This is a genomic window from Shewanella sp. SG44-2, from assembly GCF_014164215.1.
In the GTDB taxonomy this organism is placed as follows: Bacteria; Pseudomonadota; Gammaproteobacteria; order Enterobacterales; family Shewanellaceae; genus Shewanella; species Shewanella frigidimarina.
Genome location: NZ_JACJEU010000002.1, coordinates 145,662 through 169,793, shown reverse-complemented (window position 1 = coordinate 169,793; position 24,132 = coordinate 145,662). Strand labels below are relative to the sequence as shown.

22 protein-coding genes are annotated in these 24,132 nt (G+C 41.1%); 11 read left to right on the top strand and 11 right to left on the bottom strand.

The genetic code is table 11. From position 1 onward, the window contains the following. Positions 1 to 70 precede the first annotated feature (70 nt). The 3 genes from H5181_RS02260 to H5181_RS20650 all read left to right on the top strand — a co-directional run bounded on the left by H5181_RS02260 (position 71) and on the right by H5181_RS20650 (position 2,210). Entirely contained in the window at positions 71 to 601 is a 531-nt protein-coding gene (locus tag H5181_RS02260) for a hypothetical protein (protein WP_123882524.1), read from the top strand. A gap of 77 nt (positions 602 to 678) precedes the next feature. Next, entirely contained in the window at positions 679 to 2,034 is a 1,356-nt protein-coding gene (gene gorA, locus H5181_RS02255) for a glutathione-disulfide reductase (protein ID WP_182750096.1), read from the top strand. A gap of 53 nt (positions 2,035 to 2,087) precedes the next feature. Continuing rightward, positions 2,088 to 2,210: a hypothetical protein gene (locus H5181_RS20650; protein ID WP_259396917.1), complete on the top strand. Its 123-nt coding sequence runs from the start codon at positions 2,088 to 2,090 to the stop codon at positions 2,208 to 2,210. Between the two features lie 42 nt (positions 2,211 to 2,252). Here the strand turns inward: H5181_RS20650 and H5181_RS02250 are convergent, their stop codons facing one another. Next, complete coding sequence (locus H5181_RS02250; protein WP_182750095.1) at positions 2,253 to 3,287, bottom strand: helix-turn-helix domain-containing protein; 1,035 nt, start codon at positions 3,285 to 3,287, stop codon at positions 2,253 to 2,255. Between the two features lie 37 nt (positions 3,288 to 3,324). Next, a complete protein-coding gene (locus H5181_RS02245) occupies positions 3,325 to 4,926 on the bottom strand; it encodes a DASS family sodium-coupled anion symporter (RefSeq protein ID WP_102036425.1) in 1,602 nt (533 codons plus the stop codon). 326 nt (positions 4,927 to 5,252) lie between these two features. Between H5181_RS02245 and H5181_RS02240 the strand changes: the two genes are divergently transcribed. The 6 genes from H5181_RS02240 (at position 5,253) to H5181_RS02215 (ending at position 11,154) form a co-directional block, all read left to right on the top strand. Beyond that, entirely contained in the window at positions 5,253 to 5,888 is a 636-nt protein-coding gene (locus tag H5181_RS02240) for a hypothetical protein (RefSeq protein ID WP_182750094.1), read from the top strand. 57 nt (positions 5,889 to 5,945) lie between these two features. After that, a complete protein-coding gene (locus H5181_RS02235) occupies positions 5,946 to 6,416 on the top strand; it encodes a CYTH domain-containing protein (protein ID WP_011639290.1) in 471 nt (156 codons plus the stop codon). Between the two features lie 746 nt (positions 6,417 to 7,162). Further along, complete coding sequence (locus H5181_RS02230; RefSeq protein WP_182750093.1) at positions 7,163 to 8,509, top strand: OprO/OprP family phosphate-selective porin; 1,347 nt, start codon at positions 7,163 to 7,165, stop codon at positions 8,507 to 8,509. Between the two features lie 12 nt (positions 8,510 to 8,521). Next, a complete protein-coding gene (locus H5181_RS02225) occupies positions 8,522 to 9,349 on the top strand; it encodes a hypothetical protein (protein WP_182750092.1) in 828 nt (275 codons plus the stop codon). A gap of 81 nt (positions 9,350 to 9,430) precedes the next feature. Further along, positions 9,431 to 10,099, top strand: a complete 669-nt coding sequence (locus tag H5181_RS02220) for a DUF47 domain-containing protein (protein ID WP_011639293.1) — start codon at positions 9,431 to 9,433, stop codon at positions 10,097 to 10,099. Positions 10,100 to 10,110: 11 nt separating this feature from the next. Beyond that, the gene (locus H5181_RS02215; protein WP_011639294.1) at positions 10,111 to 11,154 is read left to right on the top strand and encodes an inorganic phosphate transporter; all 1,044 of its coding nucleotides are present in this window, start codon (positions 10,111 to 10,113) and stop codon (positions 11,152 to 11,154) included. Between the two features lie 105 nt (positions 11,155 to 11,259). Here H5181_RS02215 and H5181_RS02210 read toward each other — a convergent pair whose 3' ends face one another. The 4 genes from H5181_RS02210 to H5181_RS02195 are packed head-to-tail and all read right to left on the bottom strand — an operon-like array spanning position 11,260 to position 16,880. Beyond that, the gene (locus tag H5181_RS02210; RefSeq protein WP_011639295.1) at positions 11,260 to 11,565 is read right to left on the bottom strand and encodes a DUF3240 family protein; all 306 of its coding nucleotides are present in this window, start codon (positions 11,563 to 11,565) and stop codon (positions 11,260 to 11,262) included. Next, positions 11,562 to 14,615 (bottom strand): efflux RND transporter permease subunit, encoded by a 3,054-nt coding sequence (locus tag H5181_RS02205; RefSeq protein ID WP_011639296.1) that lies wholly within the window; start codon positions 14,613 to 14,615, stop codon positions 11,562 to 11,564. The genes H5181_RS02210 and H5181_RS02205 overlap by 4 nt, the downstream gene beginning before the upstream one ends. 1 nt (position 14,616) lies before the next feature. Next, the gene (locus H5181_RS02200; protein ID WP_182750091.1) at positions 14,617 to 15,645 is read right to left on the bottom strand and encodes a membrane fusion-like protein; all 1,029 of its coding nucleotides are present in this window, start codon (positions 15,643 to 15,645) and stop codon (positions 14,617 to 14,619) included. Then, positions 15,642 to 16,880, bottom strand: coding sequence for a metal transporter (locus H5181_RS02195; protein ID WP_182750090.1), 1,239 nt, complete (start codon positions 16,878 to 16,880; stop codon positions 15,642 to 15,644). The genes H5181_RS02200 and H5181_RS02195 overlap by 4 nt, the downstream gene beginning before the upstream one ends. A 145-nt stretch (positions 16,881 to 17,025) precedes the next feature. Here H5181_RS02195 and H5181_RS02190 point away from each other — a divergent pair, with 145 nt between their 5' ends. Further along, positions 17,026 to 17,550, top strand: coding sequence for a LuxR C-terminal-related transcriptional regulator (locus H5181_RS02190; protein ID WP_123778141.1), 525 nt, complete (start codon positions 17,026 to 17,028; stop codon positions 17,548 to 17,550). Positions 17,551 to 17,746: 196 nt separating this feature from the next. Here the strand turns inward: H5181_RS02190 and H5181_RS02185 are convergent, their stop codons facing one another. After that, positions 17,747 to 18,400: a TetR/AcrR family transcriptional regulator gene (locus H5181_RS02185; protein WP_182750089.1), complete on the bottom strand. Its 654-nt coding sequence runs from the start codon at positions 18,398 to 18,400 to the stop codon at positions 17,747 to 17,749. Between the two features lie 121 nt (positions 18,401 to 18,521). Between H5181_RS02185 and H5181_RS02180 the strand changes: the two genes are divergently transcribed. Further along, on the top strand, positions 18,522 to 19,388 hold the full coding sequence (locus tag H5181_RS02180) for a LysR family transcriptional regulator (RefSeq protein ID WP_123778143.1): 867 nt from the start codon (positions 18,522 to 18,524) through the stop codon (positions 19,386 to 19,388). Between the two features lie 66 nt (positions 19,389 to 19,454). On the opposite strand, the gene H5181_RS02175 is transcribed toward H5181_RS02180, so the two are convergent. The 4 genes from H5181_RS02175 to H5181_RS02160 all read right to left on the bottom strand — a co-directional run bounded on the left by H5181_RS02175 (position 19,455) and on the right by H5181_RS02160 (position 24,132). Further along, a complete protein-coding gene (locus H5181_RS02175) occupies positions 19,455 to 20,756 on the bottom strand; it encodes an anaerobic C4-dicarboxylate transporter (protein ID WP_123778144.1) in 1,302 nt (433 codons plus the stop codon). Positions 20,757 to 21,060: 304 nt separating this feature from the next. Next, a complete protein-coding gene (locus H5181_RS02170) occupies positions 21,061 to 22,188 on the bottom strand; it encodes a hypothetical protein (protein WP_011639303.1) in 1,128 nt (375 codons plus the stop codon). A 40-nt stretch (positions 22,189 to 22,228) separates the two neighbouring features. Continuing rightward, a complete protein-coding gene (locus H5181_RS02165; RefSeq protein WP_041413254.1) occupies positions 22,229 to 23,473 on the bottom strand; it encodes a hypothetical protein in 1,245 nt (414 codons plus the stop codon). 305 nt (positions 23,474 to 23,778) lie between these two features. Next, a complete protein-coding gene (locus H5181_RS02160) occupies positions 23,779 to 24,132 on the bottom strand; it encodes a cytochrome c3 family protein (RefSeq protein WP_011639305.1) in 354 nt (117 codons plus the stop codon).

Here is a 24,132-nt window from a genome sequence, read left to right as displayed (position 1 = left end):
AGCATTTTAGCAATCCAAGGCTAGACTAAAGGGGCTACAGGACGCCCCCTAGACTCAAGCAAGGAAGCTTATGTTAACTCGACTTATCAATATACTATTTATCTTATTCGCCGCGGTGATGATGTTATTCAGTGCCTCATTACTTGCCAGCGAGCTCACCAAACTGATGATTAAACAGCCCGATAAACCCACCCAGTTAACCAATGACAATGCCAACTCACTCCCGTCGCAGTACGCAACCGATCATCAAGGTAATGTGATTGTTATCCCCACAGAGCAAAGCTCAGCTTTAGAATATCGAGCCGATGATATTTACCTTAAACCGAGACACAAAAAATCACCCATCAAAAAAAACAACACGCGCTCATCAACTGTAAAGCGCACCACCTTAAAGAGTGCGACAATCGCTAACGATCCAAGCTGTCGCTGGTTGCATAGCCGCATAAAGCAGTTACAAAAGAAGCAACGCCATACCCAAAACAGTCAATTTAGTCATTATCAAGATGAAATCGATATTAGAGAAAGAGAATGGGCCTGCCTTAAGTGCGCAACCAGCGGTCCTAATAACGTTGACCGTGGTGAATGCCAACATAAACGCTAACAATGCATTGGGGGAACGACTAGATTGCAAACACAATCCCCCCTACAATGGATGCATTAACCGCAGTGGAGATAATCATGGCTCAACATTTTGACTATATCGCGCTTGGCGCAGGCAGTGGCGGTATCGCCTCAGCAAACCGTGCAGCAATGCGTGGCGCAAAAGTATTAATTATTGAAGCAAAGCACGTTGGCGGCACTTGCGTTAACGTCGGCTGTGTTCCTAAAAAAGTCATGTGGTATGGCGCTCATGTCGCTGAAGCACTGAACCTCTACGCCAAAGACTATGGCTTTGATGTTACCGTCAATAAATTCGATTGGAATACGCTAGTCGACAATCGTGAAGCCTACATTGGCCGTATTCATGATGCTTATGGCCGTGGCTTTGCGAGCAATAAAGTCACTTTATTAAATGGCTATGGTCGCTTTATCAATAACAACACCATTGAAGTTGATGGCGAGCACTACACTGCCGACCATATTGTGGTTGCCACTGGCGGCGCACCAACAATTCCTAATATTCCTGGCGCTGAACACGGTATCGACTCTGACGGTTTCTTCGCATTACGTGCGCAACCTAAGCGCGTAGCGGTTGTGGGTGCCGGTTATATTGCTGTTGAAGTGGCGGGTGTATTACACGCACTGGGCAGCGAAACGCATTTATTAGTACGTAAACATGCGCCACTGCGTAACTTTGACCCTATTTTAACCGACGCATTAGTTGACGCTATGGCCACCGACGGCCCAACGCTTCACACTCACAGCGTACCTAAATCGGTCACCAAAAATGCCGATGGTAGTTTGACATTACTATTAGAAAATGACCAAAGCTTAACGATTGATTGCCTCATTTGGGCCATTGGTCGTTCACCATCAACAGGCAATATCGGCTTAGAAAACACCGATGTGCAATTAGATGCTAAAGGCTATGTCATTACTGATGAGCAACAAAATACCACCGCGAAAGGTATTTATTGTGTTGGCGACATTATGGCGGGCGGTGTTGAATTAACCCCTGTTGCCGTTAAAGCGGGTCGTTTGTTGTCAGAGCGTTTATTTGGCAACATGCCAGACGCTAAAATGGATTACAGCTTAATTCCAACAGTGGTATTTAGCCATCCACCTATCGGCACCATGGGTCTAACTGAGCCAGAAGCCGCTGAAAAGTATGGCCAAGACAATATTAAGGTTTACGCCTCAACGTTTACCTCAATGTACTCAGCTGTTACAGCACATCGCCAAGCCTGCAAAATGAAGCTTGTTTGTGCTGGTGATAATGAAGTGGTTGTCGGTATTCACGGCATTAGTTTTGGCATGGATGAAATACTGCAAGGTTTTGGCGTAGCAATGAAAATGGGCGCAACCAAAGCAGACTTTGACGCCGTAGTAGCAATACACCCAACGGGTGCAGAAGAGTTTGTTACTATGAGATAAGTATTTAATACTTATCAAACCGTAAGCACTTAATAGGCGTTTACGGTTTTTTTATGCCTGTTATTTACTGGCGTAGCATTGAGCAAAACCCATCAACACATTTTGAAGGCGGTAATACCGATAATCCCCCACAACTAACCGCGTACCACTTTTATGGTTATAGCAAACAACTCTAGACGACCGTTCTACTTTAGGTTTGTAAACTGCCATCTGCAATGTTAATTACATTGGCTTGATGCTTCTGATAAGTGCTTAGTGAGTTTCAGTACCTCTGCAGCGGTTTTACCTAATGTATAACGCCCAGATATGGCATGATTATGGTTATAGTCATACAACCAATTCGCCAATTGTTGATTGAGCTCTAACAACGAACCGGCTTTGTTTTCTTTCAAGAATGGCTCATAAAACTCATGATATGCTAGGTCTTGAAAACGAGCTGCAAGACCATTTACAACAGGGCCATTGTACGCTCTCATTTGAATGTGATTAATATTATGAGCAGATAAAACATCGCTAAACTGCTGGCTTTTTTTGCCAAAAAACTCACTGCCTCGATCGGTTAAAATAGTATTGATATTGAGCCCTTGGGCAGTGGCATACCAAGGTAGAACAGTTTGTTCAAGAAACTCAGCGGCTGAAGCAGAATCACGTTCTGGCATGATCACCGCTATCGCAAACTGACTATAACCATCAACAAACGTATGTTGATATAACTGGCCTAATGGGCTTATAACCCCTAAATCAAAGGTGTCTTGCACACAAATATCACCTGGGTAAAGACACTCAAAGATGGGATCATTTGAATCGAGTTGATACAGTTTTTCAATGCGCACTTGATCCGAAGGCGCTAAATTATTGTCTTGTTTTAGCTTGCTATGTAAAGCCAATAATCGATTTTTCTTGGTTTCTAAGTTATGCCTAACCCAAATAGTGCGAACGCCACTGGCAGAAATAGCGCAGCCTCGGGCGGTCAGCAACTCTGCGACTTTTGCTTGACCATAATTAGGGTAATCAAGTGCTATCTCAATAACTTGGTCTTCTACAGCTTGGGAAACTCTATTTTTTAATGCTGGTTTTCTTCGAGATAAGTTCTTTAAACCACGTTCACCAGCCGTTTCATATTGTTTTTTGAAACGATAATAACTGTCACGGCTGTAACCCATGATGCCGCATGCTTTGCTTATGCTGCCAAGTTCCGTTGCTAATTGCAGTAGCGCCAATTTACTTCGGATTTCATTTTTCTTTGCGCTCATATTTAGTACTCAATACTATTGTCTTACGATTTGAAGGCTACCAAAACACCCCATTTGGGGTATAACCTAACCATCTAAACCACGTTTCACCCAATACGATGCATACCACCCAAGCAATAACTAGCATGGTAAATCCAAATTTAAACGTGTCACTTAAACTATAATGGTCGGTGGAATACAGCAGTAAAGCTGGCTTACTATTAAAAGGTAAAACATAAACATGCTCTATTTGGAGTGCTACAGGTAATGCCAAACTCATAATAGGAAAATCAAAACGCTGGGCGACCCCAATCGCGATGGGGATAAACAACATCGTTCGCATCGTTTTTGATTGAAATATCACCGAGCTAAACAACATTGCACCAGTTAACATTATATAGAAAACGCTGAAGGGTGTATTTTCATCTAAACCAAAATACTCTAGGCTAAAATTTACTGCCAGATTAGGTAAATCAGTTTGTTTGAATCCAGCCCCCAAGGTATACGCCCCCGCAGAAAAAAGTAATAAGTGCCATGGCACATCTACCTGGTTCCAGTTCACCACACCAACCCGAGGAAGCAAAGCCACAATGGCGCCAATAAATGCAACCGCGGTAGCACTGACACCGTGATATTTGTCGGTTGCCCAAAATATCAAAATAGTCACAAAAATCACAATAGATTTAATTTCGACAAATGATATTCGGCCCATTTTATTGAGTTCTTGCTGTAAACGGTCCATTCCGCCCTCAATTTGCGGTAAGCGTTCTTCGGGAGATAATGGGAAAAAAATCTTTGTCGCAACAAACCAACCAATAATAATCATGCAAATTACCACAGGCATCGAAATAATCATCCAGTCGGCAAAATAGAAACTACCACCAATAGCACCAGCGATTAAACTCGCAGCCAATAAATTCGCCCCAGAGCCCGTTACAAAAGCGCCAGCACATAAGTTAATTTGCAGTAGGTTTTGCAGCACTAAGTTGCGGCCAAAATTATTTTTATTGTCACCACCTCGAGCACCATACACCGCGGCTATCACCATAAAAATCGGCATGAGAATGGCGGCTTTTGCTGTGGTTGCAGAAATAAAGGCCGACAAAACCAAATTGATTAACATAAAGCTGTAAAAAATGGGGGTTGCACTAGTACCAAAACGACAGATAAACCATAACGCAAAGCGCTTAGCTACGCCTGTAGTCGCCAACATAGAAGCCAAGATAAACGATAAAATATTGAGCCACATTATCGGATGACCTAATTGCGCATATGCTACCTTTTCGGGTAATACTCCCGTTAGCACTAACGCAATAATCACCATCAATGACGTTAAATAATTCGGTATAGGCTCTGTTATCCAGAGAATAATAGCCGCACAGAAAATCGCAAACATTGCCTGACCATGCCAGCTAAACAACACTTCTCCGGCTTGGTCAAAATGTTCTGCCGCAGTTTTGCTTAGCATAGTGCTATCAATGTTAACTAAAAAAGGCATAGGGTCGGCGGTGAGTAAAAATACAAACACGGCAAGTGCAATCCAAATCCCTATACGAGCTAACCATTGTTCAACGGTACTTTTATTTCGAATTGGCAGCTTTTCCATTCGATATTGATTCATATCCAGTGGGTCTGTCGCTGAAGGAGTTTCCTTGGTCATTTTGTTTACCTTTCGATGCAATGCGACTGCTGAATAAACATTACCCGTAAAAGTAGCAATGAAATTCGATCTAGATCAACGAAAGTACAAACTAGTTTTAATTAAATATTCACATAGAACGAACGACTTAAATTATGATTTAAATATTTCTATTAAAATCATAAGTTAATGACAAAAATCATTATCACACAATACGACTTATGTAAGATTAGATTGAAACTTATCAATAACAACATTGATCTGGATCTGTTTCTTTATCATCTCTTGGGAGTATTGTGACGGTTGAGCTTCATCCGAACTCTACGACAGCATAAAAGGACTGACTCATGTCTGAATTAACCATCGGTGAAATATCTAAACCTCGTTTTGAATTTCGAACTTTCGGGCAACACTTTACCGAAGCATCCTATCGTATGGCGCGCTTATCGGTACCCGTACCAGAAAAGCTTTGGTGCCGAGAAAGTGACGAAATTTATATCATCTCCAGCACCAATGATTTGAACAATACCAAAATTCGCGACGGTAAGATGGATATAAAATCCTATGTGCAAACGGTCAACGGCTTAGAACAATGGGCCCCTAAACTTAAAGCGGTATTTCCACTGAGTAAAACACAACTGATTGAAGAAATATTCCCCGCGTTTATGGTTGATTTACCCGCATTAACCCAAGACAGCTATTGTTTAGAAGACTTCCTCGTTGTTATCGAAAACCACCCAGACTTACAGGCAGTCAACATTCATAAACAGCGCTACGCCTATATGGTTAATGATACAATTTGTGAATTAGCGAACGTGCTCGTTAATGGCGCGCGAATTGTCAGTATCAACAGCGAATCAACTCAAATAGAAGATATACAAAAAACCATAAGTGATTTAAAGCTGACAGGAGTTGAAAATATCAATTACTTACAAGCGATAAAACGCGTTATTGGGATGAAAAGCTTACCTCTCGCTAACTAACATTAATGAGTCCGACGGTAACTCAAGTTGGTTGGATAAATATTAAGGATTTGCATCATGGCTCAAGAAATCGAACGTAAATATTTAGTCAAAAGCGATTTATTTAAATCGCAGGCCGTTGGTTCGGTCCGTATCATTCAAGGCTATTTATCGAGTGTGCCTGAACGGACTGTCCGAGTTAGAGTGAAAGGTGATAAAGGTTTTTTAACCATTAAAGGCATTGGTAATGAGTCTGGAGCTTCCCGCTATGAATGGGAAAGTGAAATCTCAGTCGCTGAAGCACAGGATCTACTCAAAATTTGTGAGCCTGGTGTTATTGATAAAACACGCTACTTAGTCGAGTTTGAGAATCACACTTTCGAAGTTGATGAGTTTTACCAGCAAAATCAAGGCTTGGTGGTTGCAGAGGTAGAGCTTACTGATGAAGCACAAAAAGTACACAAGCCCAGCTGGTTAGGTAAAGAAGTAACGGGTGACAGACGCTATTACAACTCAATGCTAATGAAGCAGCCTTTTACCTCTTGGTAATTGAACAGATAATTTGAACTGATAAATTGAAGCCTGCGCAGGTAAAGCATGCTTCATTTCCCTCAATCTATTTGCTCATCATGATAACAACATCAAACGACGGCATTAGCTCGTCACATCAACAACAAAATACCACCATTGATTCAATAGCCTATAAAACAGATTGTTAATGACATCTTTAATTTATCTCATCATAAAAATGAATGGGATAAATCATAATACCTCGCCGTTTTAATGCAACATTCATTTATTTAAAACCCATCTTTAAAAAATTAAGTTCTTATATAAACAGACACAAAGTACAACAAAAGCATTACTTAACCCATCAAACTTTTGTCAAAATTGTTTTAAAAATGAACTAAGCATCAATTTATCGATATACATAACGTGTCAATTATTCGATTACAATATGACCAGAACCACATTTAAGCACAATCTACTCGACAATATAAAATAGACATTAAAAAATAATTGAATTAGTCACTTACATTAAAACAGATTGTTCCAGCCTTCTTATCTTTTACTGATAATACCATTAAGTTACATTTCTACTTTTTTCTACAAAAATTCTTGTTAACCAACCAGAAACGACAAACAAACAAAAAAGAAGAAAATTGTAAGATTTAGTCAAGATTAGTTGATGGCGATCATATTTTGATCACAGTAATAGTCATATTCTTAAACAACTAGATTGAGTGGATTTAACATTTCGTTAAATAATAATAAATATTCAAAGGATGACTATTATGACTACCAAAACAGTATTCTCTATCTCCAGTGTTGCGCTGGCAATTTCAGTTGCGCTTTTGTGTTTTCCCTCAAATGCAATGGCGGCTGATTCTGACAAAATCATCGAACTAGAGCGGCGATTAGATGCCCTTGAAAAAGAGTTAATTGAAGCAAAGGATGCGGCAAATAAAGTAGACCGAATTAAGTTTTCAAAAAGCAGTCCAACCCCAGAATTAATATCTAAAGATGGCAGTTCTACCCTTGAATTTACCGGTCGTTTTCAAGCTGATTATGTCAGTGCTGATGAACTGTACACGGGTAACAAATTCACTTATGAAGATAAATTTAACGATGCTAGCTTACGTCGTATCCGTTTTGGTATTGAAGGTTATTTTTCAAATGTATGGAAATATGCTCTCGAATTTGATTTTGACGGTGACTCGGACGTTGAAATAAAAGATGCCAATGTGAGCTATAGAGGCTGGGACAATAATGAGTTAACCATTGGCTTTCAAAAATTTGGCTTTGGATTAGAAGCGACCGGAAGCTCAAAAAACTTGGCGTTTTTAGAGCGAGCATCAACGGATACATTCTCTCCAGAGCGAGGCATCGGTATTGAGTGGGGTTATATTGCCAACTATTATAATTTCAAAATTGGTTATGGTATGAATGCCGGATTCGACGATGACGACCAAAATTTCCAACAAGATATTTTCAATGCAAGATTCACCGCAGCCCCCATCAATAATAATGTCCACCTGTTACATTTAGGCGCAAGTGCGCTTTACACCTTAAACAATGATGAAGTATTAGAAACACGTTACCGTGCTCGCCCAAGCAGTAAGCCAGCAGGTCGAATTATCGACACTGGCAAATTTGATGCAGACTCAACCCAACATTATGGTATTGAAGCGGCTTATCAACGTAATAATCTACTATTGCAAGCCGAGTACATGATCGCAAAAGCTGACCAAGTCGATGACCCAACAATTACTGTCGATAGCTATTATGCTCAAGCCGTGTACACCTTAACCGGTGAAAGCTGGCAATACAGTAACAAAAAAGGCACCTTTAAAGCGATCAGCCCTGCAAGTGCCATTTCTGCTGGAGGTTACGGAGCTTGGGAACTTGCAGTTAGGTATGACCACGCAAACTTTGATGATACTGACTCAGATATTATCGGCGGCAAAAAAACAGACTATATCCTGGGTGTAAATTGGTATTTAGAAAATAACCTAAAAACTCAACTTAACTATGTCCATACCAAAGCAGATTATAAAGAAGCTTATGTCGACATTGATGGTGTCACGCGATACGACCAAGATGGAAATATCATCCAAGCTCGTGTGCAGTTTGCTTTTTAGGAGATAGTGAAAATGAAGACTCATTTACTTGTTATCGGCTTAGTTAGTTTATGCCTCCATAGCGGTGCTTATGCACTTTCACCGAACCAATTTACGTCTTTGGAATACCACGTCAATACTGGAGTGGCTAGCACATTACCTTATGCTGCAGATCAACTGACGCCTGATTTTACAAATACATTTAGTTTTATCACTCTCGAAGAGGAATTAAGCATAAAACTGGTCACATTTATTGATACGCCTAATCGTGATTTTAATGCTAAACACATTAATATTCGAGTTAGAGAAAATGTGACTACACCACGTAAAAGCAAAATCACCATAAAATTACGTGCCGATAACCCTCAAGCGTTCGGCGAACTGAGTGGTTACAAAAAGGCTGAAGTCGACTATACCGAGGGTAATGCAGCTTATAGCGTCAGTTACGATCTGCCCTATTCTCCCAATGACATCGACATACAGCACGTTAATATCGCTACGGTATTTGACATCATAAAACGCAATCAAGCGATGTGGGACATTGTCAGTGATATATACAATCAACATAAGCAAGATTTGATTCAAACCGTGGTGATGCGAACTCATGGTTGGGACGGATTTGTTAAAGATAAGCGTTTTAACGATATTGAAATGGAGTTCCAAATTTGGACCCCTTACTACCGTAAACCTCGGATAACTTTCGCTGAGTTTTCATTTAAAGGTAGCGATGGTGATAAAGCGCGACTGGATGAAGCATATCAATATATTAATCAACAAGTTAAATCTGTTGGGTTTGATTCTAGCCATCAGGGGTCTAAAACTAACTCTACTTTCACCATTACAGAAGCATTTAATCAATAGCGTTCCTCTGTAGGTCAAATAACGAATCCGTTCATTTGACCTACGTTTCGGCTTCCTTCCCATACTGTTAAGGAGATGCCAATGTTTGGTTTTTCTCGAATCACCACACTTCTCTCGCAAAGTCGCTCGACTGAAACTAAGGTCTATTTATTTTTTGACCAAGTCACATTGTCACATCATAAATCAGTGCAAATGTGGAAAAGTTACTTCGCATATGGCCCTAGAAGCCCTGAATTTGAGCATACGCTAAATGAACTGCAGTCAATTGAGCATCAAGCTGATTTATTGAAAAGAGAAATCGAGCAGATTCTCTATCTTAAAACCCTGATCCCAGACTTACGCTCTGATGTGGCTTCATTAATAAACCTTGCCGATCGGCTTATCAATAAGCAAGACATCATAGGGTTACACCTAAAAATTGAGCAACCGATTATTCCGCCAGAAATTGAAGAGGATCTGTTCAGGTTATTGAAGGCGGTAGGTGAAACCATCGATCACACCGTGTTATGCGCTCGCAGTTTTTTTACCGATTTACAACGGGTACAGGAATACCACACAAAGGTTATCGCTTTTGAAAGCGAAGCCGACCGGCTCTGTACCAAAACAAAAATAAACCTATTTGACACTGACTTAGACCTCATCAATAAAGTTCAGCTACGATATTTTATTGACCGTATTGACGAAGTTGCCAATTTATCTGAAGACATCTGTGATCGTATTGCAATCTTCACTCTGAAACGTGCGCAATAAGGAACGGATGCATGGATATTGCAATTTGGATTTTTCTTTCAAGTGGCTTGTTTCTTGGTTGGTCATTAGGCGCTAATGATGCTGCCAATGTTTTTGGCACTGCGGTTGGGGCCAAAATGCTCAAATTTTCAACTGCGGCGATTATTTGTTCCATTATGCTTATTTTAGGCTCGGTCATTAGTGGCGCGGGGGCATCTCATACGTTGGGCGCATTAGGCAAAGTATCGGCCATGGGTGGTGCATTTACTGTCGCACTGTCCGCTGCAACAACTGTGTATTTTATGACAAAATCCGGATTGCCGGTATCAACTAGCCAAGCCATTGTTGGCGCCATTATTGGTTGGAATTTATTTAGCGACATGGCAACAGACTCAAGCGTACTTACAAAAATTTTAACCACTTGGGTTCTGTGCCCTATTCTTGCCGCAGTGGTGGCGATTATCTTGTATAAGTGTGTCACATTTTTGCTGCACACACTCAGGCCAGGACTATTTCAACTAGATAATTGGACTCGCATTGGATTAATTTTTGCGGGGGCGTTTGGTTCATACAGTTTAGGCGCAAATAATATTGCGAATGTGATGGGGGTGTTCGTTCCGAGTACGCCGCTAGATCCACTGCATATTGCAGGGGTAGAATTTAGCGCTTCAATGCAATTATTTTTTATTGGGGCGATTGCGATTAGTGTTGGTGTATTCACCTACTCTAAAAAAGTCATGCTCACTGTGGGAGATAATTTAATCACCATGACCCCAATCAGCGCTTGGGTTGTTGTTATGGCTCACTCAACTGTGCTGTTCATCTTTTCCTCGCAATCACTTTCAGATGCGTTTACCAATATAGGCTTACCTTCTATTCCACTTGTTCCAGTTTCAAGTTCGCAAGCCCTTATTGGGGCGGTCATTGGCATTGCCATATTAAAACGTTTACCGGTGCAATTGGGGGTATTACTTAAAATTTTAATGGGTTGGGTTGTAACACCCATTATGTCGGCTATCTCGTGTTTCATCGGTCTGTTTATTGTGCAAAACCTGTTTAATCAAGTCGTGGTGTAAAATCTATTATGGTTGCAAAGCTTAGCCCTATAGCCTAGTTAACATATCGTCCCTAACCATCGAACTTAGCCTATCGTTTAATATATCGTACTTAACATATAATCGTTAACATAGGGTGCCGGTTTGATCGATAGGCATAATCCAGTAGCGACAAGGATTATGCTTGCAGACTAACGCGAGCGCTTCAAGAAGTGCCGTCTGCTGAGCTTGAGGGTGCATAATTTCAAACTTGTAAAATTCCCTATAGCCCTCTACTTGCTCCTTGATATTGAAATGACTGTGTTCGCGACTAAATCCACAGATATCACCGAGGCTAAAGCCTGACAAAAAATCCAGTTCAATCAAGGTATCAACGATGTCATCCTTAACATCATTTTGGGCAATCAACACTAAGAGTTGCTCTGTGCTCATTTACGTTTCTCCAGCCAGAAATACAAAATTGGCAGCAAGTAAAGCGTGGTAATCGTTGAGGTAAGTAAACCACCGATAACCACTATGGCTAACGGTTTTTGAATTTCAGCGCCAGGGCCTGTGGCAAACACCAGTGGCATAAGGCCAAACATCGCCGTGGTGGCCGTCATTAAAATAGGTCGTAAACGACGTACGGCACCTTGTTCAATTCTTTCCAAAAGGCTACTGAACATATGCTTAGTTTGCTCGTAATAGCTCACCATCACGACACCGTTAAGCACGGCAACACCTAGCAGAGCGATGAAACCTACTGATGCAGGTACGGATAAATACTCACCCGACAGATATAAACTGACGATACCGCCCATCATGGCAAAAGGCACGTTGGCGAGGATCAACCCAGCTTTGGCGAGTGAGCCAAACGTAGTAAATAAAATCAACGTGATCAGCGCTATGGCGATAGGAATAACCAGCAGCAGATTGTTAGTCGCACGTTGTTGATTTTCAAACTCACCACCAAAATTGACGCTATAACCACTGGGTAATTGAACCTCATTAGTAATTTTTGCATTCAGTTCTTCAACAAATCCAACAATGTCACGGCCATTAACATTGGTCGTAATAACAGAGAAACGATTGCCTTGTTCACGCTCAATAAGAATGGGACCTTTTTTGTAACTTAGCTTGGCCACATCAGTAACCCGTTTAAGGCTATGATCAGGCATCACTAACAATTGGTTTTGCAGCTCATTAATACTGCTTAAGCTGCTTGGGTTACTGGCAATCAGCACTGGGGTACGTTTTTTGCCTTGTAACACTTCGGTCACTATCACGCCTTCGAGTTGGCTCTTGAGATAACGGGCAAACTCCATGGTACTCATACCAAAGCCTCGTGCTATTTCATTATCTAGGGTGAGGTTAATAAAGGAGCTACCTTCAATCATCGACATTTTCACGTCGACACTCCCTTGAGTGGTATTCACAAGCTGCTGAATTTGACTGGTCAAGTTGCCTAACGTCTCAATATCGTTACCAAAGACTTTTATCGCGACATCACCAATGCTGCCTGTCAGCATTTCGGATACTCTCATTTGAATGGGTTGAGTAAAGTTAAAGTTAACCCCTGGATAGTCCACGAGTACGGCTCTAATCGCTTCTATCAGTTGTTGTTTATTGGCAAAACGCCACTCGCTACGAGGGATAAGCTCCAAAAAAACATCGGTTTCGTTTAGCCCCATTGGGTCTAAGCCAATTTCATCGGCGCCAGTACGCGCCACGATTTGTTTTATTTCAGGTACTTGTGCCAACAGAGTTTGTTCAATTTGCTTATCAATGGCAATCGATGCATTCAGAGAAATCGACGGTGACTTCTCTAACTGTAAAATAATGTCTCCTTCATCTAACGTCGGCATGAAGGTTTTACCAACAAAACTAAACAGCCCAAAACTAACAATCAACAAGCTTAACGCGATAACAATAAAGTGTTTTTGATAAACAAATATTGCTTTAAGGCTGCTAAGGTATACCCGCTTGAGCTTTTCGATTGCTTTTGGTTCTTTGGCCGCCTTTTCATTGACTAAATAAGACGCCATTACAGGAATAACAGTCAGTGATAACACCAGAGCGGACAGCATCGCAAATACAATAGTGACCGCCACGGGAGTGAAAAGCTTACCTTCGAGCCCAGTTAAGGTCAGCAATGGCGAAAATACGATCATCACAATAGCTGTACCTGATACGACGGGAATGGCGACATCTTTCGTGGCACGAAAAATGAGATGAAGTCGTGGCAGTCGTTGTTTAGTCGCGATGAGGTTAACCATGTTTTCGACCACTACCACCGAGGAGTCCACTAACATACCGATGGCGATAACTAAGCCGCCTAAACTCATCAAGTTCGCAGATAAATTGAAAAAATCCATCATTAAAAAGGTCATCAAGGCAGCGAGAGGCAAAGAAAGAGAAACCACTAACGCAGCACGCACATTGCCTAAAAACAATGCCAGTAGCACGATCACTAATACCACCGCTTCAAATAGTGCATTAGAAATGGTCCCGATTGCAGTATTAATCAAATTCGCCCGATCGTAAAAGGTATTGATTTGGCTGCCCTTTGGCAAAGTCAGGCTAATTTGTTCAATCTTTTGTTTAATATTTTTAACCACCTGATCCGTATTGGCATCTTTTAACGCGATGATTAATCCTTCTGCCGTTTCGTGACCATCTTTAGTCACGGCACCATAACGGGCTAAGTGACCAATCTGAATATCAGCCAAATCATTCAAACGATAAACCTTGGCATCATCAGCCTTTATCACTAACTGTCGTAACTCATCAATGTCGTCAATACGGCCTTCGGCGCGGACGATAATAGTGTCAGTACCAATGGTCAGTTTACCTGCACCCTCATTATGATTATTCTCGACAATAGCCTGTTGCAAAGCCGCAAAACTAATGCCCGCCGCAGACATAGCTGCAGGATTTGGATTGATGCTAAAGCTTTTGGCATAACCGCCTAAAATATTGACATCTGCCACGCCCACAACGGTGCGTAATAGAGGACGAATTTCCCACTCTAATAACTGTCGCCTTTCCATCAATGACAGATTAGGGTTTTCCAAAGTGAACATAAATATTTCACTCAGCGGTGTACTCATCGGCGCTACACCACCAGTAACCCCTTCAGGAAAACTCCCCCACACAGCAGAAATGCGCTCGCTAACTTGCTGACGAGCCCAATAGATGTCGGTACCCTCAACAAAGTCTAGGGTGATGTCGCTGATGGCATATTTAGTGGTAGAGCGCAGAATCGCTTGATTGGGAATGCCTAACAGCTCAGTTTCAATCGGCACCGTAATCTGCGCTTCGATTTCTTCAGGTGTCATCCCCGGCGCTTTTAAGATGATTTTCACTTGTGTTGGCGAAATATCAGGAAAGGCATCTAATGGAATGGAATACCAAGAACGAACACCGGCTAACATTAGAAACAGCGCCACAATTAACACAAATAAACGCTGAGTAAGCGAAAATCGGATCACCGATGTCAGCATATTATTCGCCTCCTAAGCCAAGTAATATCCCTTTAACTGCCGCAACCGATTCCGCTAACACCTCAATTTTACTGAGGTCTTGGTCACTGGCAACAATGTATTGCTCTGGTGTAGAACCTAAAATATCAATCGTGAGGGACGTCAATGTCTCGCCTGTTTTGGTCAATATTTGGCTGTCTTGGTCCCAACTAAACACACTATTTTTTGGCAACATATACACAGATTTTTGATACTCAGGAATGACGGTAAGTTGCTGACCTAAGAGTAAGTTACACTCCTTTGGCACAGGCAATGACCATGCAGTAACAAATGCGCCATCTGCGATTGCCGAAATGGAATCGATGGCGATATGACATTGGTTAGTGTTCACAGCAGAAAGTGATAAAGACTGACTCATCGGCACATTAACTTTGACACGCACACTGTCGCTGGGCACCAATGAAAAAAGCTGCGATCCCGCCATATATGGGCCACTAAGTAAGTTGAATTTCACCATGCCTGCCATTGGGGTACTGACAATAAAGGAGTCGGTTGCAGCATCGGTACTTAGCACAATCTCCATGAAATGATGCATATGCTCGTATTCTAGATAACTGGCAAAATAGTCTTGGCTTATCTCGCGCCACTTATCAGCACTAATGCTGCCATTTTTGAATAAGGATTTATTACGTTCATAACGAGTGTTGGCCAGTTGATACAAATTGCTCGCAGCCTCGACTTGGGCGAGGTAATGAAACACTTCAGGACCCGTTAACCTAACAATCGCCTGGCCTTTGCTGACCATTTGCCCTTGAGTAACCAAAAAACTGACTTGCTGGATATTTTCCGGCGTGCTGACCCAATATTCACTACCGGGTAGCATGCTAATGTGTGCCGGTAATGCACTGCCTTCGTAGCTGGCTACTTTTTGCGGCTGCGCATAGCTAAGCTGAATATTACCTAATGACTTGATATCAATAGATTCGGCCTGAGCTAGGCTGAAAATACTGGCAATTAAATAACTAAGGCCTACGCCGTATTTGACCATCATAATGGGATACCTAAAGCTTGAAGTCGCTGGGAATGAAGTTGCTGTTGCATGACCATATTAATGGCCAGACGAGACTCAGTATCGAGGGCGTCCATATATCGGCGCAGCCACACCTCATAACTGACTTGGCTTTGATCTTTTACTTTGGCAAGTTCTTCGGTAATGGTGCGACTAAGCGATAGTGCGCGGGTGAGTAATGCTTGTTGGTCGAGCAAATTTTGTTGCTGCTGACGCAATACCTCAATCTGGTTGGTTAATTCTAAATAAGTGCGATCGCGATTAATCATTTGTTCGGCTTGAGATTGTTGCCATCCAGATAATTCGCTTTGTGATAACGCTGATCCAAACGTGATAGGCACTGTGATACCGACACCCAATTGTTGATCATCAACAGGCCCATCTGAGGTGTTTTTAGCGGTTAATGACACCGTCCATGGGTCTTGTTCGCCAGCTTGTTGGCTGTTAATGATCAGCATTTGTTGTTGCTGTTGCAGTACCTGTAATTGCCATAATGGATGTTGACTCAGATCATTTTCTATTTGAGAAGAGCCCACTAGAGAGCGGGCTGTTTCGGCAATTTTCTGCGGCACATCTCTTTGGCCAGTAAGTTGAGTAAATAAGGTCATCGCTTCATTTTTCGACTGTTTAATGATTATTTTTTCAAGATCAATGTCGACTAACTCTCGCTCCAGCAATAAAGAATTAGCAATAGGCAGCTCTCCCACCTCCGCTAATTTTTTTTGCTGGGCGTACAATTTATTAAGTAATGTTGCTTTACGTAAAAGCTGGGAAAATTTTACCGAGGCTAAGCGTTGGTCCCACAAGCTTTGTCTGAGTAAGCCCGAGAGATACAAACCTTGTAAGGCCCGTTGTTGAGCCACTATGGCTTGCGTGAGCTGCTTTAGCTGTTTATCACTGGCATATAAACTCGGGGATTTTATGGGCAAATTAAGTGAAAGTTCTTGCTCATGAATGTTACTATTATCGGTGCTACCGAGGTGCTTTAAACTGATATTAGGTAAACCGTTAAGCCAAGTAGAGCTAGTTAAATTTGCTTCATTGCTTACGGTCATTACTGAATGGCTATTACTCGTTTGGGTAGGATTATTTAATCGAACTTGGCTCATGTTGAGTAGCTGTCCCAGCTCAGTATTGTCAGCGGCATGGCTAAGGCCAATGCTACAGATAAACACTGCCAACAAACCTATATTGATACCAGACGAATTTTTAAACATAAGACGTTTCTTTGAGTAATACAGTATTTCTTTATTGTCGGTGTTAACAGCTTGAAAATCTTTGGATATATGTATCATAAAAGGTTCTATGGTACATATGTCCTATAAATTAATTGATTGATATTACATTTATTTAGGAGTTGTCATGAAGGATGTTGTCATTATCTCTTTGCTAGGATTAAACATATTGTTTAAACTTTTTGACACCATCGCTGACGCCCAATTTGGCGCGCCAGAATTGCATATATTGCTAGAAATTATGCTGATTTTGTTAACTGCAATTGGAACAATTTATTTGAGTTATGATTTAGTTCGTCGCTCACGAGAAATGAAACAGTTAGCGAAACAACTCATCAATGCAGATAAAAAAATCGACAACCTCTCGAGCCATATGCGATCTGCGAGACAAGAGTACAGTAAAGCCGTGTCGATCCAATTTCATACATGGAGCTTTACCAAAAGCGAACAACAAGTGGCATTTTTATTGTTAAAAGGCCTTAGCTTTAAAGAGATTGCCGAAGTACGTCAAACCAAAGAAAAAACAGTAAGACAACAAGCTTCATCCATTTACGGTAAAGCGACAGTCGACGGGCGACACACTTTTTGTGCTTGGTTTATGGAAGATTTCATTCAAGAACATGACCAAGACTTGGTCAATAACTATCAATAACTATCAAGTAAAAAGCATAAGCTTCATGCTTACAAACAGCATCCTATAATGCCTTGATTATACGATGCTGCTAGATGATAAAACTTGGTATTACTCTGGCCTGATTCTAGCGTTTTAGGCACTAGAGCAATATGTGCCTTTTACCTTGAAAACATCGTTTTAACGCTAAATAACCTTGTTAGATAAAGGATGAGTGTTACCCAGCAACTGACGCTTTTTCTGTCTGTTTTTCAGCTAACCACTGCAAAAAGACCTTAATGTTAGGGGGCCGCTTTTGTGAATGCCCCATCAGTTGTGTCATGGCAAAACTATGTTGATAGTACATTTCTGCATCGTTGTAATGTTTTTGCGCATCATCGCTATTGATCATCGCACCGCGTAAATAGTCACACAGTAACTCACTGCGGTTAAAGCCACTGACCTCACCAATTTCCATTAAGGTTTGTGCATTCCACTGCTGATATTGCTCAAGAACCCGCTCAAAGCGCTCACGATAGTAATCACTAGCTTGTGATAAAATGGCCTCGTTAGGAACCACTCGGGCAATGACAAATGCTTGCTCAGACAAAATACGATACAAACGCTGGCAATGATGAAAAATAAACCGTAAATAAGGGTCGCTATACTGTTGATTGTCTTGTTCAGCTTGCATTAGCCAATGGCGATAATCTGCACAGGCAACAGCAATAATTAAGTCTGCTTCTGAAGTAAAGTGATTGTAAATTGTGCCTTTGGATATCTGGCTAGCTTGGACTAAATGCGAGCGGCACAAATCAAAGGTTTTACGCCCCTTTAAACAACGTTGTGATACTTCTATCAGATAGTTGCCACGTTGTTCCCAGCTGCTCATTTCGGGCCTCATCTTATTTGGGTTAATAAAGCGTTAACAGTTCACACTTACACTATAGCAGGCTTTGTGGATACCCTTTATTGAGTAATACTGATACCACTATGAACTTATTCAATAGCCCATGTTAAAAATAGAATTACTTGAAAGTTTTATTGCTGTTGCTGAATGCGGCAACTTGTCTAAAGCAGCCGATAAAATTTGCCGAACCCAATCAACACTTAGCCTACAAGTTAAAAAACTTGAAGAAAGTGTCGGCCAAACCTTGCTGATTAGAGACAACAAAGGCGTCACCTTGACCGAGTCTGGTGAAACGCTGCTTAACTACGCCTATAAAATGATGCAACTTAACTCGCAAGCAATTGATGAGTTAAAAGACTGTCAAAACCGTGAAGTGATCCGCCTTGGTGTACCCACCGATTTTATAAAATGTTACTTAAGCAGCTGCTTGTTAGAATTTATCCGTGAATTTACGAGCATAGAGCTTGTTATCGACACCGACGTAAGTGGCAATTTATACAAACGCTTACACCAAGGGGAATTTGACGTCATTGTCGCAACCCATTGGCAAGTGCCTACGAACGGCGAGTTACTCTTCACACGTCGTTTTAAATGGGTTTCGGCGGTCGAAGGCAACGCTCATAAGCGCAAAACGATTCCGATGGGATTATACCCAGAAAATTGTCCGATTAGAGCGCAAGTGTTTGCTAACCATCGACTCTCAATGCGACCTATTAATGTGTTGCTGTCGACTCCATCACCACAAGCCTTGTGCATGGCTGTTGAGAATGACTTAGTGATTGCGCCAATAGCCGAATTTAGAATCACTGACCAAATGCAGGTGCTAGACCCGATTGAACATGGATTACCTATACTGCCCATGTTTAATGAATCGCTATACCTCAACCCAGATACACAAACCTACGCTACGTTGCAGCTGATTAATTTGATTAAAGCCAATGTTGAGCAAAAGGGCTATCAACTCGACTAGCCGTTCTCATGCCAACCACTCTGCCTGCTCTACTATCTACATATCTACTATCGTTTCTACTGTGACTTACAACATTAGGCTGCCAAACAAAAAGGCCAATAACACGCTCGATGCAATTGTCACTACGCCAGGGATCAAAAATGGGTGGTTAAAAACCGCCTTGCCAATCCGCGTTGAGCCAGTGTCGTCCATCTCTACTGCAGCCAACAACGTTGGGTAAGTCGGTAATACAAATAACGCGCTAACCGCGGCAAATGACGCTATCGCCGTTAATGGACTCACCCCTATTGCTAATGCAGCAGGCATTAATGCTTTAGTGGTCGCACCTTGTGAATACAATAACATTGAGGCAAAAAATAATGCTACCGATAACAGCCAAGGCTGACTTTGAAGTAAGGTCCCAGCAACGTCTTTAATTTCGTCAATATGGTTAGACACAAAAGTGTCGCCCAACCAGGCTACACCTAACACACAAATACACGCCGACATGCCTGACTTAAAGGTCGAAGCATTAGAAATCTTGCTGGCATCTAAACGGCAAAACCACGTTATTGCTGCAGCGGCAGATAGCATAAACAACATAATCGCCACATCGCGTGACAGTACTGGGTGCGTAATTAAGCCGACCTTGTCAGAGATTACGGTGGCGTAAGACATCACAGCTACTATCGCAATTAAGAATATGGCTACCGATCGCTTAGCGCCCGGTAATAACGTCACTTGAGTTTCACCACGGGTTTTCACCAATCCACTGGCTAAACGCTGCTGATAAATAGGATCTTGTGCTAGCGGCTTGCCGAGCATAGACGCAACTGCAGCGCCAATTAAACAAGCAATAAACGTCGATGGAATACACACAGCCAATAACACTAAGTAATCCACACCAAAGGGTTCTAAAATACCCGAAAAAAACACCACAGCGGCAGAAATGGGTGATGCTGTAATGGCAACTTGTGAGGCGACAACTGCGATAGATAGAGGCCGAGATGGACGAATACCTTGCTCTTTAGCCACTTCAGCAATCACAGGCAGCGTCGAAAATGCTGTATGACCAGTACCTGCAAATAAAGTCATAAAATACGTCACTATAGGTGCTAAAAACGTAATATGCTTAGGGTGCTTACGCAGCAATTTTTCTGCAATAGACACCAAATAGTCCATGCCACCCGCTTCTTGCATCGTAGCGATGGCGGTAATCACCGACATAATAATCAGCATCACATCGATGGGAATAGCACCTGGTGTTAACCCTAATCCAACGGTAAGAATTAATACCCCTACACCTCCAGCAAAACCTATCCCGATGCTGCCCATTCTTGCGCCGATATAAATTGCCCCGAGCACAATAATTATTTCTAAAATCATCATAATGTTAACTCTGTTTAAAACCTAAATGTCTTGAATGAAATAGCAGGGATTACTGCTTTAGAGATCGTGATAGTACTCTGTTGAGATTTTACGAATGTAGACGTGGATCAATTAACGCTACGCAAAGGCATAAGAGGGGTTTTATCAGCAGCTTTATTAACCATTTTGTTGTTACAGGTGTTATAAAAGTCAGCGATTACTCCAAGTGGAAATAAAAAAATGCCAATCAATGATTGGCATTTAAAAGGAGATAAAAGTGAAACGTAACTATCTAACGATTAAAACTATCGATGAAAACCAGCGATTAGAAATAGTAACCAAAATTGATATTAATACGATGATCCCAGCTGTCGCCGATTTCAGGTAAACCAACATGGCCATTATCACGCGTAGAGGCATACATATTTTTACCCATAATAAAATCAATCATGGTGTACGTTGGACCGGAAGACAGGGCAACACCTGTGACATTTTGATAGCTGTTGTCATAGCCTTCATTGTCAACATCGGGGGTTACCACGCCGAAGTCATTATAGATCTTTGCACTGCCCCAACTGGTAGTGATCGTTTTAGCAATGTTAATGCTATAAGCTTGCGCTTTAGAAGCAATTTCGTACTGCCAATCGTAAGCCGATACCGCAAGCTTGTTATCGTCTAACGCATCAGCAGCATTGTACTCATATTGCATTGCCTGTAACTGCAGCGCCCAACCTTTATAACTGCTGTCGAGATGTAACGCGACGGCATATCGGTCACCATTATTGCCAGTATTACTATTATAAATCTGCCCTACCTCGACCGAAGCACCCACCACGGTTTTACCGCCTTCATACTCCATCGCATAGGTTTGGCGTAAATTTAATTGGTTAGTTTCTTCATTGTAATAGTCAGTGCCGTTGACTTGGCCAGAATATAAGTCTGTTGAATATCGTTCATTACGACTGGCACCATATTCAGCGCCTTTATAAAACGCAAACTCAGTTCCCCAACCATTATTTGAATAAACCGTTTTAATACCTGCATCATAATCATCTTCAAAACCTAAATAATACGGTACGCCAAACCAAAAACTATTTGAAATAAAACCCGGGTTACCAAATGGTACTTGATTTATACCAAATTGAATTTGCAATTGTTCTGAGTAATCATAAAAGGCATAACCATAACGTAGTGCTTCCCATCCATCATAAAAACGATATTCAGATGATAACCCCCAGTTATCTAATTTACCGTTGAATTTAACGGATGCCATCTCAAAGGTTAAATCACCTGATTTATCTTTAGAACTATCACTATATTGCTTATATGAATAATTAGCTCTTAAGGTACCGGATACGTTAATTCCATCTTCAACATCTTGTGCTGTAGAGTAAAAAGAAACCATGCATAGCGATACTAAAGTAGATAATAAAGATAACTTTAATAATTTCATTTTATTGTATTTCCCAATTCGATAATTAATAACTTGGCCGTTACCATTTGATTTTTGTTAAGTCACATTGAATAACTTCATCTTTATGAGCAGGTGTACCGGGGTTTTTAGCTGACTCACAAAGCAATGTGGTGCCATAGTCATTACGCTTGTCGTTGGCATTACTTCTTGCCCAAACAGACACGATAGCGCGCTCTTCTGGCTTAGCTTCGCAGCTGCCATCGACTTCAAAGGCATGGATAGTATTTTGATGGAAATACATTAGCGGATCGATATCAGCACTGCTCGACAGCCACATAGTCTGCCCATTGTGTTGACCTGCATCAAACTGAACTTGTCTAACTTTGTCGTCTTCTTTAACGGTGTTAATTAACGGTGAATCTTCACGCACGGCAAAGCTCTTAAACTCATTCGCACACGCAGGTACGCGCATGTTGTAATAAATTTCAGATATTGCATGGTTATGATAGGGATATAAGGTATCGACTGATTGCACTGTCATACCGACTTCTGCACCAACCTTTTCGCCATTAATTTCGTCTATGCGTAATAGACCCCAGTGACCAAAAATTTCGGCATAGGCATAACCACCACGAATGTTGTTGAAGTTTTTATCATTGCGTTTACTTTCTTCAGCATACATTGGGTACCAACCTGCTGCAGCCCATAAATTAGGTAATACATTGGCACTAATATCTGTTGGGAAAGCTGAGGGCATTTTCACTTCATCGCCCGTCACCATTTTAGTAAAGTTTTTAGTAAACTCTTTGCCGAGTTTACGCACGTCTTTATTAGTGACTTTTGTGTCAAAAAAGGAATCGAATGTTGCACGTTTAAGCCATTTAGCTACGGGGGATTTTTCAGCTAATTGACCACCAGGGCTGTAAATCCAATCGACGTCTTGGCGCGCACCAAAACACTTTTTCGCTTTATCTGGATTATTAATAACTTGATAAATGTTTTTAACTAATAGCTTCATGTCTCTGCGATCCATGATGCACATATTCTTACCACCTTCGGTAGAATCGTACATTGCTTGGTCTGAATTTAAACATGGACCATTTTCACTATTGGTTAATGCTACCGCGTAAGATTGTAAATATTGCAGTGTTTCATTCCATAAAATATCGACATATTTTTGATCATTTTTATCGTACTGAGATTCCGCTCCTAAACAAGTGAACTCAGCATTATCAACATCGTTCTTATCTAAAAAACTAGGTATTTCACTCGCCATAGCAGAACTAGATAACAACATCATAACTAACAAGGTATTATATTTCATATCATCCATCTTTCTTTATTATTTAAGACGGATGGATATTACCCTTGGAATTAATTCCAAAAAATTACATTCAACATACTTACAACAAATATAAACAACAAAAATACAATTAACATCTAAAAAGTGATTGTAAAAACCTTAGGCGTTCAACCTTAAATTTCTAATAATTAAAAACCTAATAACTTAACATCTAATAAGTTAAAGCCTAAATTAAAAATAAGTAATAAATAATTACCTATAATATAAAAGCCGCATATTAATACATTAATATGCGGCTTTTAAAACTAATATCAATTTAAATTAGTTTACCCTTTATGCTTATCAAACTTAAATGTATGACAGTTACTGCATAATGGTTGTTTAGTTTTATGTTCGCTGTGACACTCTTGGCAAGGTACATCTTTACCATAGTGAAGGTTATTGTGTGGGTTCTGCCACTTGTCTTCTTCACTTCTGGCGGTTTTCTTTGCTAAGTCATCAACATCATGACACTGCAAACAGGATTGGTCAGATGGAAACTGCTTGATGCCATTATCATGACAAGTTTTACAGTCTTTACCGATAACCTCTTTATGGTAGTCACGGATCTCTGCTGACTGTACTGATAAGCTGGTTAATCCAAGTAGTACCAGCCCAAGTATAATATTAAAGTTTTTCAT